Origin of the sequence: Streptococcus sp. 5004 (assembly GCF_013276755.1) — a bacterium.
Lineage (GTDB): Bacteria > Bacillota > Bacilli > Lactobacillales > Streptococcaceae > Streptococcus.
The window spans coordinates 5,164-20,860 of the sequence record NZ_VMLP01000006.1 but is presented as its reverse complement, the minus strand read 5'-3'; the positions used below and the strand labels follow the sequence as shown (position 1 = coordinate 20,860).

At 41.2% G+C, this 15,697-nt stretch carries 11 protein-coding genes; 9 read left to right on the top strand and 2 right to left on the bottom strand.

Annotation, left to right across the window (positions count from 1 at the left end; genetic code table 11):
* The 5 genes from HT685_RS02125 (at position 1) to HT685_RS02105 (ending at position 7,854) form a co-directional block, all read left to right on the top strand.
* Positions 1-2,433: an ATP-dependent Clp protease ATP-binding subunit gene (locus HT685_RS02125; protein ID WP_173224919.1), complete on the top strand. Its 2,433-nt coding sequence runs from the start codon at positions 1-3 to the stop codon at positions 2,431-2,433.
* A gap of 493 nt (positions 2,434-2,926) precedes the next feature.
* Positions 2,927-3,580 (top strand): two-component system response regulator RR06, encoded by a 654-nt coding sequence (rr06, locus tag HT685_RS02120; RefSeq protein WP_049513297.1) that lies wholly within the window; start codon positions 2,927-2,929, stop codon positions 3,578-3,580.
* Positions 3,577-4,920 carry a HAMP domain-containing sensor histidine kinase gene (locus HT685_RS02115; RefSeq protein WP_061438579.1) on the top strand — a complete coding sequence of 448 codons (1,344 nt, stop codon included), beginning with the start codon at positions 3,577-3,579 and terminating at the stop codon, positions 4,918-4,920. The genes rr06 and HT685_RS02115 overlap by 4 nt, the downstream gene beginning before the upstream one ends.
* Before the next feature lie 167 nt (positions 4,921-5,087).
* Positions 5,088-5,615 carry an isoprenylcysteine carboxyl methyltransferase family protein gene (locus HT685_RS02110; RefSeq protein ID WP_050252578.1) on the top strand — a complete coding sequence of 176 codons (528 nt, stop codon included), beginning with the start codon at positions 5,088-5,090 and terminating at the stop codon, positions 5,613-5,615.
* Positions 5,616-5,661: 46 nt separating this feature from the next.
* A complete protein-coding gene (locus tag HT685_RS02105; protein ID WP_173278939.1) occupies positions 5,662-7,854 on the top strand; it encodes an RICH domain-containing protein in 2,193 nt (730 codons plus the stop codon).
* 77 nt (positions 7,855-7,931) lie between these two features.
* On the opposite strand, the gene dusB is transcribed toward HT685_RS02105, so the two are convergent.
* Positions 7,932-8,912 (bottom strand): tRNA dihydrouridine synthase DusB, encoded by a 981-nt coding sequence (gene dusB / locus HT685_RS02100; RefSeq protein ID WP_000183308.1) that lies wholly within the window; start codon positions 8,910-8,912, stop codon positions 7,932-7,934.
* Positions 8,899-9,771, bottom strand: a complete 873-nt coding sequence (gene hslO, locus HT685_RS02095) for an Hsp33 family molecular chaperone HslO (RefSeq protein ID WP_000357854.1) — start codon at positions 9,769-9,771, stop codon at positions 8,899-8,901. The genes dusB and hslO overlap by 14 nt, the downstream gene beginning before the upstream one ends.
* A 164-nt stretch (positions 9,772-9,935) precedes the next feature.
* Between hslO and HT685_RS02090 the strand changes: the two genes are divergently transcribed.
* From HT685_RS02090 to HT685_RS02075, 4 genes are all read left to right on the top strand, one after another.
* Positions 9,936-11,363, top strand: a complete 1,428-nt coding sequence (locus HT685_RS02090) for a helix-turn-helix domain-containing protein (protein ID WP_173224925.1) — start codon at positions 9,936-9,938, stop codon at positions 11,361-11,363.
* Positions 11,364-11,521: 158 nt separating this feature from the next.
* A complete protein-coding gene (glpK, locus tag HT685_RS02085; RefSeq protein ID WP_173278938.1) occupies positions 11,522-13,030 on the top strand; it encodes a glycerol kinase GlpK in 1,509 nt (502 codons plus the stop codon).
* A 41-nt stretch (positions 13,031-13,071) separates the two neighbouring features.
* Entirely contained in the window at positions 13,072-14,898 is a 1,827-nt protein-coding gene (gene glpO / locus HT685_RS02080) for a type 1 glycerol-3-phosphate oxidase (protein ID WP_173224928.1), read from the top strand.
* A gap of 70 nt (positions 14,899-14,968) precedes the next feature.
* The gene (locus HT685_RS02075) at positions 14,969-15,673 is read left to right on the top strand and encodes an MIP/aquaporin family protein (RefSeq protein WP_173224931.1); all 705 of its coding nucleotides are present in this window, start codon (positions 14,969-14,971) and stop codon (positions 15,671-15,673) included.
* Positions 15,674-15,697 lie beyond the last annotated feature (24 nt).

The following is a 15,697-nucleotide window of genomic DNA, read 5'->3' as shown; positions in this document are numbered from 1 at the left end:
ATGAACTATTCAAAAGCATTGAATGAATGTATCGAAAGTGCCTACATGGTGGCTGGCCATTTTGGAGCTCGTTACCTAGAGTCTTGGCACTTGTTGATTGCCATGTCCAATCACAGTTATAGTGTGGCAGGGGCAACTTTAAATGATTATCCATATGAGATGGACCGTTTAGAAGAAGTAGCTTTGGAACTGACTGAAACGGACTATAGCCAGGATGAAACCTTTACGGAATTGTCGTTCTCCCATCGTTTGCAGGTTCTTTTTGATGAAGCAGAGTATGTAGCGTCAGTGGTCCATGCTAAGGTGCTAGGGACAGAGCATGTCCTCTATGCGATTTTGCATGATGGCAATGCCTTGGCGACTCGTATTTTGGAGAGGGCTGGTTTTTCTTATGAAGACAAGAAAGATCAGGTCAAGATTGCTGCCCTTCGTCGAAATTTAGAAGAACGGGCAGGTTGGACTCGTGAAGACCTCAAGGCTTTACGTCAACGCCATCGTACTGTGGCTGACAAACAAAATTCTATGGCCAATATGATGGGCATGCCGCAGACTCCGAGTGGTGGTCTCGAGGACTATACGCATGATTTGACAGAGCAAGCGCGTTCTGGCAAGTTAGAACCAGTCATCGGTCGGGACAAGGAAATCTCGCGTATGATTCAAATCTTGAGCCGGAAGACCAAGAACAATCCTGTCTTGGTTGGGGATGCTGGTGTCGGGAAAACAGCCTTGGCGCTTGGGCTCGCTCAGCGTATTGCTAGTGGGGATGTGCCTGCGGAAATGGCCAAGATGCGCGTGTTAGAGCTTGATTTGATGAATGTCGTTGCAGGGACACGTTTCCGTGGTGACTTTGAAGAACGCATGAATAATATCATCAAGGATATTGAAGAAGATGGCCAAGTAATCCTCTTTATCGATGAACTTCATACCATCATGGGTTCTGGGAGCGGGATTGACTCAACTCTGGATGCGGCCAATATCTTGAAACCAGCCTTGGCGCGTGGAACTTTGAGAACGGTTGGTGCGACCACTCAGGAAGAATATCAAAAACACATTGAAAAAGACGCAGCTCTTTCTCGTCGTTTCGCCAAAGTGACGATTGAAGAGCCAAGTGTGGTCGACAGTATGGCCATTTTGAAAGGTTTGAAGGCGACTTATGAGAAACATCATCGTGTGCAAATCACAGATGAAGCGGTTGAAACAGCCGTCAAGATGGCACATCGTTACTTGACTAGTCGTCACTTGCCAGACTCTGCTATTGATCTCTTGGATGAGGCAGCAGCAACAGTGCAAAATAAGTCAAAGCATGTAAAAGCAGACGATTCTGGCTTGAGTTTAGCTGACAAGGCCTTGATGGATGGCAAGTGGAAACAGGCAGCCCAGCTAATCGCAACAGAAGAGGAAGTGCCTGTCTATAAAGAATTGGTGACAGAGGCTGATATTTTGACCACCTTGAGTCGCTTGTCAGGTATTCCAGTCCAAAAACTGACTCAAACGGATGCCAAGAAATACCTGAATCTGGAAGCTGAATTGCACAAACGTGTTATCGGGCAAGATCAAGCTGTTTCAAGCATTAGCCGTGCCATTCGCCGCAATCAGTCTGGTATTCGTAGTCACAAGCGTCCGATTGGTTCCTTTATGTTCCTAGGACCCACAGGTGTCGGTAAGACCGAATTGGCTAAGGCTCTGGCAGAAGTTCTTTTTGACGACGAATCAGCCCTTATCCGCTTTGATATGAGTGAGTATATGGAGAAATTTGCAGCCAGCCGTCTCAACGGAGCTCCTCCAGGCTATGTGGGTTACGAAGAAGGTGGGGAGTTGACAGAGAAGGTTCGCAACAAACCCTATTCCGTTCTCCTCTTTGATGAGGTAGAAAAGGCTCACCCAGACATCTTTAATGTTCTCTTGCAGGTCTTGGATGATGGTGTCCTGACTGATAGTAAGGGCCGCAAGGTCGACTTTTCAAATACCATTATCATCATGACGTCAAACCTTGGTGCGACAGCCCTTCGTGATGACAAGACTGTCGGATTTGGGGCTAAGGACATTCGTTTTGACCAGGAAAATATGGAAAAACGCATGTTTGAAGAACTGAAAAAAGCTTATAGACCTGAGTTTATCAACCGTATTGATGAAAAGGTGGTCTTCCATAGCCTGTCTAGCGACCATATGCAGGAAGTGGTGAAGATTATGGTCAAACCTTTAGTGGCAAGTTTGGCTGAAAAAGGCATTGACTTGAAATTACAAACTTCCGCACTGAAATTGTTGGCAAATCAAGGATATGACCCAGAGATGGGAGCTCGTCCACTTCGCAGAACCCTGCAAACAGAAGTGGAAGACAAGTTGGCAGAACTTCTTCTCAAGGGAGAATTAGAGGCAGGTAGCACACTTAAGATTGGTGTTAAAGCAGGCCAGTTAAAATTTGATATTGCATAAAAGAATAAAAGTATCAGCATCTGACCATAAGTCACAGTGGAGTGATACTTAATGAAAATCAAAGAGCAANNTTTGAGGTTGCAGATAGAGATGACGTGGTTTGAAGAGATTTTCGAAGAGTATGAAACTAAAACCTATAGCTTCTAAAGGATCCGTGGTTTTCACTATTCAACCCAAAATTCATATGTTTATTACCCTCCATCGTATTTGTCTTAGAGCATGTGTAGTAGAAAAAGAGCAGTCTTATCTGAAATTTTTATCCTTTCAAAAGAGACCTGTTTCTTTTTTGCCTGTCAAACCTGTTCTAGCTGGTATTTGAAAAATCAAACTAAGCTGCAAGATGAATGATTTTCTTGTATTTACGTTGTTGTTGACAACAAGTAGCGGATAAATGAAATCCATTCCATTATCATAGATGATAGGCTGGTAGGAAATTTTCAAATAACATACAGGAAATAGATGTGTGAAGTTCCGGTAGTAGAAAGGGAGAGAGATGAACATTTTAGTTGCAGATGACGAGGAAATGATTAGAGAAGGAATTGCAGCATTTCTGACAGAAGAGGGTTATCATGTCATTATGGCTAAGGATGGACAAGAGGCCTTGGAAAAATTTCAAGATCTCCCTATCCATCTCATGGTACTGGATTTAATGATGCCTAGGAAGAGTGGTTTTGAAGTGTTAAAAGAAATCAATCAAGAGCACGATATTCCTGTCATCGTCTTGAGTGCTCTGGGAGATGAAACTACTCAGTCACAGGTATTTGATCTCTATGCTGATGATCATGTGACAAAACCTTTTTCTTTGGTACTGCTTGCCAAGCGTATTAAAGCGCTTATCAGACGTTACTACGTCATAGAGGATCTTTGGCAATATCAGGATGTAACAGTGGATTTTACCTCTTACAAAGCACATTATAAAAATGAAGAAATTGATCTCAAACCAAAGGAATTATTGGTACTAAAGTGTTTGATTCAGCATAAAAATCAAGTTTTAAGTAGAGAGCAGATATTGGAAGAAATTTCAAAAGATGTAGCTGATTTACCTTGTGATAGGGTCGTTGACGTCTATATTCGTACTCTTCGCAAAAAATTAGCTTTAGATTGCATTGTGACTGTGAAAAATGTTGGGTATAAGATTAGCTTATGATAAAAAATCCTAAATTATTAACCAAGTCTTTTTTAAGAAGTTTTGCAATTCTAGGTGGTGTTGGTCTAGTCATTCATATAGCTATTTATTTGACCTTTCCTTTTTACTATATTCAATTGGAGGGGGAAAAGTTTAATGAGAGTGCAAGAGTGTTTACGGAGTATTTAAAGACTAAGACAGCTGATGAAATTCCAAGCTTACTCCAGTCTTATTCAAAGTCCTTGACCATATCTGCTCACCTTAAAAGAGATATCTTAGATAAGCGGCTCCCTCTTGTGCATGACTTAGATATTAAAGATGGAGAGCTATCAAATTATATCGTGATGTTAGATAAGCCTGTTAGTACAGCAGATGGTAAACAGGTAACGGTGCAGTTTGTGCAGGGAGTGGATATCTACAAAGAAGCAAAGAATATTTTGCTTTTGTATCTCCCCTATACATTTTTGGTTACAATTGCTTTTTCCTTTGTTTTTTCTTATTTTTATACGAAACGCTTGCTCAATCCTCTTTTTTACATTTCAGAAGTGACTAGTAAGATGCAAGATTTGGATGACAATATTCGTTTTGATGAAAGCAGAAAAGATGAAGTTGGTGAAGTTGGAAAGCAGATTAATGGTGTGTATGAGCACTTGTTGAAGGTTATTCATGAGTTGGAAAATCGCAATGAGCAAATTGTAAAATTGCAAAATCAAAAGGTTTCCTTTGTCCGTGGAGCATCGCATGAATTAAAGACACCTCTAGCTACTCTCAGGATTATCTTAGAAAATATGCAATACAATGTGGGGGATTATAAGGATCATCCTAAGTATCTTGAAAAGAGTATTGATAAAATCGATCAGATGAGTTTCTTGCTAGAGGAAGTGTTGGAATCTTCTAAATTTCAAGAATGGACAGAGTGCAGTGAGATTTTAATGGTAAATACCGTTTTGACAGATGTTTTGTCTCGATATCAGGAATTGGCATTTTCTAAAAATCTTGTGATTGATAATCAGTTGACTACTGATACAAAAGTAAGGATGAGCTTGAAGGCTTTGGATAAAGTCTTGACAAATCTTATCAGTAATGCTATCAAGTACTCAGATCAATCTGGCATTGTGACTATTTCTGAGCAAGATGGTTATCTGTCTATTAGGAATACGTGTGCTCCGTTGAATCAGGAAGAGTTAGAACATTTATTTGATATTTTTTACCATTCACAAATTGTAACAGACAGAGAAACAGGATCAGGGTTGGGTCTTTATATTGTTAAGAATATTTTAGAGAGTCATCGTATGTCCTATAGTTTCTTGCCTTATGAACAAGGGATGGAATTTAAAATCTGCTTGTTACCAGATAGTTAGCTTTAGTAAGACTCTTTTCTTACTTGAGGATAATTTAAGGAAGCATAGTTTGAATGGTAGTGATAGAGTAAATCAAAGAACGGAATCAGTTTTCGTTCTTTTTCTTTTTCAATTCATATTGGGTTAACATAGAGATGTTACAGTAGTGGTAAAGAAAGGGGATTGTGATGATAGCAATAATCATTATCTGTGTATTTTTAATTCGCTTGTTGTTCCTAAAGAAATCAATTGCAAATGAAAAACGGCTTCGTAGGGATGGTGGGCGAGAATTTGGCATTAAAAATACCAAACGTCTTACCTTGGTTCATATTGTTTTTTATCTGGCTTGTTTTATGGAAGCCCTAGTCTATCGACCGTCTTTCAATATGATGAGTGTTGTGGGTTTGGTGCTCCTGATATTTTCTATGTTGATGTTACTACTTGTTATTCATCTGCTTGGGGATATTTGGACAGTCAAGTTGATGTTAGCACCGAATCATAAGTTTGTGGATCATGTCTTATTTAGGACAGTAAAACATCCCAATTACTTTTTAAATATCCTTCCCGAGTTGATTGGCCTGACCTTGCTGAGTCATGCCTATATGACTTTTGTTTTAGTTTTTCCAGCTTATGCAGTTATTTTGTATCGACGAATAGCTGAAGAGGAAAAGTTATTACATGAAGTTATAATTCCAAATGGAAGCATAAAGAGATAAATACAAGATTCAATTCATATACAGTTCATATTGAAATGATATAGTAGTGTTAAGAAAAATATTGGAGGAAATAATTATGTTTGCATCAAAAAGTGAGAGAAAAGTACGTTATTCAATTCGTAAATTTAGTATTGGAGTAGCTAGTGTAGTAGTTGCTAGTCTGTTCTTAGGAGGAGTAGTCCATGCAGAAGGGGTTGGAGGTGGAAATAACCCCATGGTTACATCTAGTGGGCAAGATAAGCTGAAGGAATATAGACAGCAGTTGATAAAAGAGTTGGGAGAGACAGCTTTACCTGAAGATAAAAAAGCTGAGTACAGAAAGCAGATTGAACAGGAGATGAACTATTCAGTACTAGATGAGATAGCGAATAACTTTCATCAAGAAAGTTTGGAAATACGTAATAAAGAACATGATGAAGTAGTTAAAAAAGCTAGCGTTAGTTTGTCTAATTATATGACTAGTCTTCTAAATAAATTAGATAATTCTGCTTCTGGATTTGGAGATATTCTCCAGCAAGCTCAGGGAATTGTACGAGAGTACCAGGAGAAAATTGGTGGAGCTTCTGATAGAGAAAAAATAGAGAAACTGCAGCAAGAGGGGCAAACGAAGCTAGATAAGTTGGTAGAGGACTTTAAGAATAGTTTATCAAATAAACAAAGTGAACCATCAGGAAATTCTAATTCTTCTAATGGTAGAGGTGATACGACTAAGCCTGCGAATCAAGGATTAGATTCTGATTCACCTTCTGGAAAAGAACATAATAATCCAACTCCACCAAAAGTAGAAAATCAAGGAGGAAATATAGTTTCTACTGAAAAAACTACGGAGACAAATCTTAAAGAAGCTAAAGAAACAGCTAAAACAACTTTGGATAATTATATGCTTACTCGTTTAAAAAAGGAAAATGGAGGAGTTTTTTGGTTTACAGATCTTTTAAGAGAATCCAAAGAATCTGTAGAGAAGTATAAAAGGATGTTTGATGAGGCTTCGAGTAAAGAAAAAGTGGAAAACCTAGTGAAAGAAGCTGAACAGGAGATAGAAGCTCTAGTCGTTAAACATAAGGGACGAGAAATCGGCTTAGAGCGAAATAAGGCAAAGGAAGCGGTCACTAAACATCTAACAGGATTATTAGATGACATCAAGAAAAATTTAGAAAAAGAGCAACATATCAATACTGTAGAGCTAATTAAAAAGCTAAAAGATATTGAAAAAACGTATTTGCATAAATTAGATGAATCAACCCAAAAAGCCCAACTACAGGATCTGGTTACAGAAAGTCAATCAAAACTAGATGAAGCTTTGTCTAACTTTAAAAAGGGCTTATCTTCTTCGTCAAATTCAGAATCCTCCACTAAACCAGAAACTCCAGAAAAACTAGAGAAACCTACTCCAAGCAAACCTGTGGAAAAAGAGCAGAACCCATCAGGATCCACTGCAGGAAGTCACTCCGGTTCCACTAGCTCTTCAGGAAGTTCAAGTGCTTCCACTAAACCAAAATCTCCAGAAAAAGAGCAAGAAGTAAAACCATCTACCCCAAGTAAACCATCAGGAAACGAGACAAATTCTTCATCTCCTACCAGATCTAACAGTCTTTCTCCTACTCTCTCATCTCAACCGACATCTACTGTTCAAAAGGTATTTACAACTCAAAATGGGAATGCCAAGATTACTGTTATGTTTGAAACTGCTACAGAAGCAGACTCTGTCAACCTTAAAGAGGTAACAACAAAAGAAATGATTGATAATGTTACCCATCAAACAGGGCAAGGAACAGTGCGCATATTTGATATTTCCCTTTCAAAAGATGGAAAAGAAACCCATGTGAAGGGAGAGAGAGTAGTTCGTCTTGCAATTGGTAATATTGAGTCTGAGATTCAAGTTTACCATGTGAAGAAAAATGGAGAGTTGGAGTTGCTCCCATCAACAGTCGAAAATGGGCAAGTCGTTTTCAAAACGAGTCATTTCAGCTTATTTGCGATTAAAACACTTCCTAAAAAACAAATGGCTACTGAGCCAGAGGAAAATAGGGAAGGAAAAACTCAATCTGATGATAAGGAAATGGTTCTTCTTGCTGATAAAGCAAATCAAATGAGTGAAAATCGTTCAAATTCAGATAAAAAAGATAAGCAAGCACTCCCATCAACTGGAACAATGTCAACGTTGCTTATGGAATTCTTAGGTCTAATATCTCTAGTAGGTGTTTATCTATTAAAAGGAAAAAAGACGGAGAATGACTAATTTCATATAGACATTGATTGCTTATATAAATCCAAGAAAAACCCGTAAACTTTAAGATAGTTACGGGTTTTGGTCTATTAAGCCTTATCCAATTGCAAAAGAGCCTCAATCTCTGCTAGAGTGCTAGCTTGTGAAATGGCTCCACGGAGTTTGGCAGCGCCAGATGTTCCACGGAGGTAGTGAGGAGCGAGGCCACGGAATTCACGAACTGCTACGTTTTCCCCTTTGAGGTTAATCAAACGTTTCAAGTGTTCGTAGGCGATTTTCATCTTGTCTTCAAAGGTCAAATCAGGGAGGATTTCTCCTGTTTCAAAGTAATGGTTGATTTGGTTGAAGAGGTAAGGATTTCCCATGGCAGCGCGGCCAATCATAACTGCGTCAGCACCGACTTCTTCGATACGTTGTTTGGCTTCTTGGACCGTACGAATGTCACCGTTTGCGATGAATGGAATCTTGGTCAAAGCTTGAGCGACCTTGTGAAGGGTCTCAAGGTCTGCATGACCTGTATACATTTGTTCGCGGGTACGGCCATGCATGGCGAGGGCAGAAACACCTGCTGCTTCAGCAGCGAGGGCATTTTCAACTGCCAGAGATGGATCGGCCCAGCCGGTACGCATTTTGACAGTAAGTGGAATATCAAGGACAGATTGAACCTTGTTGATGATCGAGTAAATCTTGTCTGGATCCTTGAGCCACATAGCGCCAGCTTCGTTCTTCACGATTTTGTTAACTGGGCAGCCCATGTTGATATCGACGATATCGGTTTTGGTGTTTTCTTGGATGAATTCTGCTGCGCGTGCTAGGCTGTCTTCATCGCTACCAAAAAGTTGGATAGAGACTGGGTTTTCGCCTTCATCGATATGAAGCATGTGCAGGGTTTTTTCATTGTTGTATTGGATTCCCTTGTCAGAGACCATCTCCATGACAACGAGTCCAGCTCCAAGCTCTTTTGCGATAGTACGAAAGGCTGAGTTGGTGACACCAGCCATGGGTGCTAAAACGGTACGATTGGGAATCTCAACATTGCCAATCATAAAAGGTGTATTAAGATTTGTCACGAATGAGTTCCTCCAGGTCGTTTTCATCAAAGTTGTAAGTAGTTTGGCAGAATTGACAAGTGATTTCTGCTCCGTGGTCTTCCTCTTTCATTTCCTGTAAGTCTGAGCTTGGAAGGCTGGCAAGAGCATTCATAAAGCGCTCATGGCTACAGTCACATTGGAAACGGATCTCTTCTTCAGAAAGACGCTTGTAGGCCTCGTCACCGTAGATAGCTTTGAGGAGGGCTTCGATATGGTCTTCACTTTCGAGGAGGGTTGAGATAGCTGGCATTTCTTGGATGCGTTTTTCAAAGCGAGCAATCTCTTCTTCCTTGGCTCCTGGTAAGACTTGGACTAGGAAACCACCTGCAACCTTGACCTTGTCTTCCTCGTCCAAAAGGACATTGAGGCCGACTGCTGAAGGCGTTTGTTGGCTTTCAGTCAGGTAAAAGGCAAGGTCTTCACCGATTTCCCCAGAAATGAGGGGAGTCATAGAGTTGTAAGGATTTCCAGTACCGTAGTCTGTGATAACGAGGAATTGGCCATTGCCGACAAAAGGTCCGACTAGAACTTCACCAGTTGCAGTCTTTTTGATGTCAACACCAGGATTTTGAACGTAGCCTTTGACGTTCCCCTTGGTATCAGCGACGGTGATGATAGCACCTAGAGAGCTAGATCCAAGCACCTTAACTGTTAGTTTGGTATTTCCTTTTTCATTGGCTGCGAGAATCTGGCTAGCGATAAGAGTTCGACCAAGCGCTACAGTTGAGCTAGCTTGGGTTTGGTGTTTTTCTTGAGCAGTGCGGACGGTTTCCGTGCTATCAAGGACAAAAGCACGAAAGGCTCCGCTTTCTGATATAGTTTTAATAATTTTATCCATAGCTACTATTTTAGCATAAAAATGCCCAAAGAGGGAGCCGTGTGTTTACTGATTTTCAGGATAATGGACTAGGAAATCAGCATGAAAATAAAAAGAGAAACAGATTATTTCAGCATTTGTAAGATTTATGCTATGCTTAAGGTAGAAAATGAAAGGGGTAACAAATGTATTTAGGAGATTTGATGGAAAAGGCTGAATCTGGCCAATTTTCAATCCTTTCCTTTCTATTACAAGAGTCTCAGACGACTGTCAAGGCTGTAATGGAGGAAACAGGATTTTCAAAAGCAACCCTAACCAAATATGTCACCCTACTCAATGACAAGGCTTTGGATAGTGGCTTAGAGCTGACTATCTCCTTAGAAGATGAAAATCTGCGTCTATCGATCGGTGCAACTACCAAGGGGAGAGATATTCGGAGCCTGTTTTTGGAGAATGCTGTTAAATACCAGATTGTGGTCTATCTTCTCTACCACCAACAGTTTTTAGCCCATCAGCTGGCTCAAGAATTGATGATTAGCGAGGCTACGCTTGGTCGTCACTTAGCTAGCTTAAATCAGATTTTGTCAGAATTTGATTTATCCATCCAGAATGGACGTTGGCGAGGTCCAGAGCATCAGATTCGCTATTTCTATTTCTGTCTTTTCCGCAAGGTCTGGTCGAGTCAGGAATGGGAAGGCCATATGCAGAAACCAGAGAGAAAGCAGGAAATTGCTACACTAGAAGAAATCTGCGGTGCAAGCTTGTCTTCGGGCCAGAAATTGGACTTGGTTCTCTGGTCTCATATCAGTCAACAACGTCTTCGGGTTAACGCCTGTCAGTTTCAAGTGATAGAAGAGAAAATGCGAGGGTATTTTGACAATATTTTCTACCTTCGTTTGCTGAGAAAGGCTCCGTCATTTTTCGCTGGTCAACACCTTCCTCTAGGGACTGAAGATGGGGAGATGATGATTTTCTTCTCTTTCCTCCTATCTCATCGCATTCTTCCTCTTCATACTATGGAGTATATCCTTGGTTTTGGAGGGCAGTTGGCAGATTTACTGACGCAATTGATTCAAGAAATGAAGAAGGAGGAATTGCTGAGTGATTATACAGAGGATCACGTTACTTATGAACTCAGTCAGCTTTGTGCTCAAGTCTATCTCTATAAGGGCTATATTTTACAGGATCGCTACAAGTACCAGTTGGAGAATCGTCATCCATATTTACTGATGGAACATGATTTTAAGGGGACAGCAGAGGAGATTTTTCATGCTCTACCTGCTTTTCAACAGGGGACAGATTTAGATAAGAAGATTCTCTGGGAATGGCTCCAGTTAATCGAATATATGGCTGAAAATGGTGGTCAGCATATGCGGATTGGTCTGGATTTGACATCAGGTTTTCTTGTCTTTTCAAGGATGGTAGCCATTTTGAAACGGTATTTGGAATATAATCGTTTTATTACCATTGAAGCCTATGACCGAACTCGGCATTATGATTTGCTGGTTACCAATAACCCGATTCATAAGAAGGAACAAACACCAGTTTATTATTTAAAAAATGACTTGGATATGGAAGATTTGGCAGCGATTCGTCAGTTATTATTTCCCTAAAAGGCTTGGTGCTCCCAGGCCTTTTTTGTGAAATTCACACAATCTCCTCACATTTTTTAAAAAATTAAAAAAAGTTGATGAACAAGAAAGCGCTTTATTTTGTATACTAGTTAGTGTAAAGAGGAAACACCTCAAGATCTTTATCAGGAGGACAGCACATGTCACAAGAAAAATACATCATGGCCATTGACCAGGGAACTACAAGTTCTCGTGCCATTATTTTCAACAAAAAAGGAGAAAAGGTCAGCTCGAGTCAAAAGGAATTTACGCAGATTTTCCCTCAGTCAGGTTGGGTTGAGCACAATGCCAATGAAATTTGGAATTCCGTCCAGTCTGTTATTGCTGGAGCTTTCATCGAAAGTGGTGTCAAGCCCAATCAAATCGAAGCAATCGGGATTACCAACCAGCGTGAAACAACGGTTGTCTGGGATAAGAAAACAGGGCTTCCTATCTATAACGCAATCGTTTGGCAGTCACGCCAGACAGCACCTTTGGCTGAGCAACTAAAAAGTCAAGGTTATGTGGAAAAATTCCATGAGAAGACTGGTTTGATTATCGATGCTTACTTCTCAGCGACTAAGGTTCGTTGGATTTTGGACCATGTAGAAGGCGCTCAAGAGCGAGCAGAAAAAGGGGAATTGCTCTTTGGTACCATTGATACTTGGTTGGTTTGGAAATTGACTGACGGTGCGGCTCACGTGACGGATTACTCAAATGCAGCCCGTACCATGCTTTATAACATTAAAGAACTCAAATGGGATGATGAGATTTTGGAAATTCTCAACATTCCGAAGGCTATGCTTCCGGAAGTTCGTTCTAACTCTGAAATTTACGGTAAGACAGCTCCATTCCATTTCTATGGTGGGGAAGTGCCAATATCTGGTATGGCTGGGGACCAACAAGCGGCCCTCTTTGGACAGTTGGCTTTTGAACCAGGTATGGTCAAGAATACTTATGGAACAGGTTCTTTTATCATCATGAATACTGGTGAAGAAATGCAGTTGTCTGAAAACAACCTCTTGACAACGATTGGTTACGGAATCAACGGCAAGGTTTACTATGCCTTGGAAGGTTCAATCTTCATTGCAGGAAGTGCCATTCAGTGGCTTCGTGATGGTCTTCGCATGGTTGAAAATTCACCAGAATCTGAAAAATATGCTCGTGATTCTCACAATGATGATGAAGTTTATGTAGTTCCAGCCTTTACAGGACTAGGAGCACCGTACTGGAATCAAAATGCTCGCGGTTCTGTCTTTGGTTTGACTCGTGGAACAAGTAAGGAAGACTTTATCAAGGCAACTCTTCAATCAATTGCTTATCAAGTGCGTGATATTATCGATACGATGCAAGTGGATGCTCAGACAGCTATACAGGTCTTGAAAGTAGACGGTGGTGCAGCTATGAACAACTTCCTCATGCAGTTCCAAGCTGACATCTTGGGAATCGATATCGCACGCGCTAAAAACTTGGAAACAACTGCTCTAGGAGCAGCCTTCCTAGCAGGTTTGTCAGTAGGTTACTGGAAAGACTTGGATGAGTTGAAGCTCTTGAATGAGACTGGGGAACTTTTTGAGCCATCTATGAACGAATCTCGCAAGGAACAACTCTACAAGGGCTGGAAGAAGGCTGTAAAAGCGACTCAAGTCTTTGCGGAAGTAGATGACTAATATTGGAAGAATAAAGCGACTCAGTTAGAAAGTGTGTAAATATGGAATTTTCAAAGAAAACACGTGAATTATCAATTAAAAAAATGCAGGAACGTACCCTAGACCTCTTGATTATCGGTGGAGGAATCACAGGGGCTGGTGTAGCTTTACAGGCAGCAGCTAGTGGTCTAGATACTGGTTTGATTGAAATGCAAGACTTTGCAGAAGGAACATCTAGCCGTTCAACAAAATTGGTTCACGGAGGTCTTCGTTACCTTAAGCAATTTGACGTAGAAGTAGTATCAGATACGGTTTCAGAACGTGCAGTGGTACAACAAATTGCTCCACACATTCCAAAACCAGATCCAATGCTCTTGCCAGTTTACGATGAAGATGGAGCGACCTTTAGTCTCTTCCGTCTGAAAGTAGCCATGGATTTGTACGACCTTTTGGCAGGGGTTAACAATACGCCAGCTGCTAACAAAGTTTTGAGCAAGGATCAAGTCTTGGAACGCCAACCAAACTTGAAGAAAGAAGGTTTGGTAGGAGGTGGGGTTTACCTTGACTTCCGTAACAACGATGCGCGTCTCGTGATTGAAAATATCAAACGTGCCAACCAAGACGGTGCCCTCATTGCCAACCACGTGAAGGCAGAAGGCTTCCTCTTTGACGAAAGTGGCAAGATTACAGGTGTCGTAGCTCGTGATTTGTTGACAGACCAAGTCTTTGAAATTAAGGCCCGTCTGGTTATTAACACAACAGGTCCTTGGAGCGACAAGGTACGCAATTTGTCTAATAAGGGAACACAATTCTCACAAATGCGTCCAACTAAGGGAGTTCACTTGGTAGTGGATTCAAGCAAGATCAAGGTGTCACAGCCAGTTTACTTTGACACAGGTTTGGGTGACGGTCGTATGGTCTTTGTTCTCCCACGTGAAAACAAGACTTACTTTGGTACAACGGATACAGACTACACAGGTGATTTGGAACATCCAAAAGTGACTCAGGAAGATGTAGATTATCTACTTGGCATTGTCAATAATCGCTTCCCAGAAGCCAACATCACCATTGATGATATCGAAAGCAGCTGGGCAGGTCTTCGTCCATTGATCGCAGGCAATAGCGCTTCTGACTACAATGGCGGAAATAACGGTACCATTAGTGACGAAAGCTTTAACAACTTGATTGCGACTGTTGAATCTTATCTTTCTAAAGAAAAAACGCGTGAAGATGTTGAGTCTGCTGTCAGCAAGCTTGAAAGCAGTACCTCTGAGAAACACTTGGACCCATCTGCAGTTTCTCGTGGTTCTAGCTTGGACCGTGATGATAATGGTCTTTTGACCCTTGCTGGTGGTAAAATCACAGACTACCGTAAAATGGCTGAAGGAGCTATGGAGCGCGTGGTTGACATCCTCAAAACAGAATTTGACCGTAGCTTTAAACTCATCAATTCTAAGACTTACCCTGTTTCAGGTGGAGAATTGAACCCAGCAAATGTGGACTCAGAAATCGAAGCCTTTGCGCAACTTGGAGTGTCACGTGGTTTGGATAGCAAGGAAGCTCATTACCTAGCAAATCTCTACGGTTCAAATGCACCGAAAGTCTTTGCTCTCGCTCATAGCTTGGAACAAGCACCAGGACTCAGCTTGGCAGATACCTTGTCCCTTCACTATGCAATGCGCAATGAGTTGGCTCTGAGCCCAGTTGACTTCCTCCTTCGTCGTACCAACCACATGCTCTTTATGCGTGATAGTTTGGATAGCATCGTTGAGCCAGTTTTGAATGAAATGGGACGATTCTATGAATGGACAGAAGATGAAAAAATAGCTTACCGTGCTGATGTCGAATCAGCTCTTGCTAACAACGATTTAGCAGAATTAAAAAATTAAGAAAAAATAAAAGAGGTGGCGGGCCGGACTCCTAGTCTACCCTCTCCTCCTTTTTAATGGAGACAGAAAGATGATGAATGAATTATTTGGAGAATTTCTAGGGACTTTAATCCTAATTCTTCTAGGAAATGGTGTTGTAGCAGGTGTGGTTCTTCCTAAAACCAAGAGCAACAATGCAGGTTGGATTGTGATTACTATGGGTTGGGGGATCGCCGTTGCGATTGCCGTCTTTGTATCTGGCAAACTTAGTCCTGCACACTTAAACCCAGCTGTGACGCTTGGTGTAGCCTTAAAAGGTGACTTGCCTTGGGCTTCAGTATTCCCATATATCCTAGCTCAGTTCGCAGGAGCTATGGTGGCTCAGATTTTGGTTTGGTTGCAATTCAAACCGCATTATGATGCAGAAGAAAATGCAGGCAATATCCTGGCAACCTTTAGTACTGGACCAGCAATCAAGAACACAGTATCCAACTTGGTTAGCGAAATCCTTGGAACCTTTGTTTTGGTGTTGACAATCTTTGCTTTGGGTCTTTACGATTTTCAGGCAGGTATCGGAACCTTTGCAGTGGGGACTTTGATTGTCGGTATCGGTCTATCACTAGGTGGGACAACAGGATATGCCTTGAACCCTGCGCGTGACCTCGGTCCTCGTATCATGCACAGCATCTTGCCAATTCCAAACAAGGGAGACGGAGACTGGTCTTATGCCTGGATTCCTGTTGTGGGTCCTGTTATTGGTGCAGCCTTGGCAGTGCTTGTATTCTCACTTTTCTAGTTTATACTCTTCGAAAATCAAATT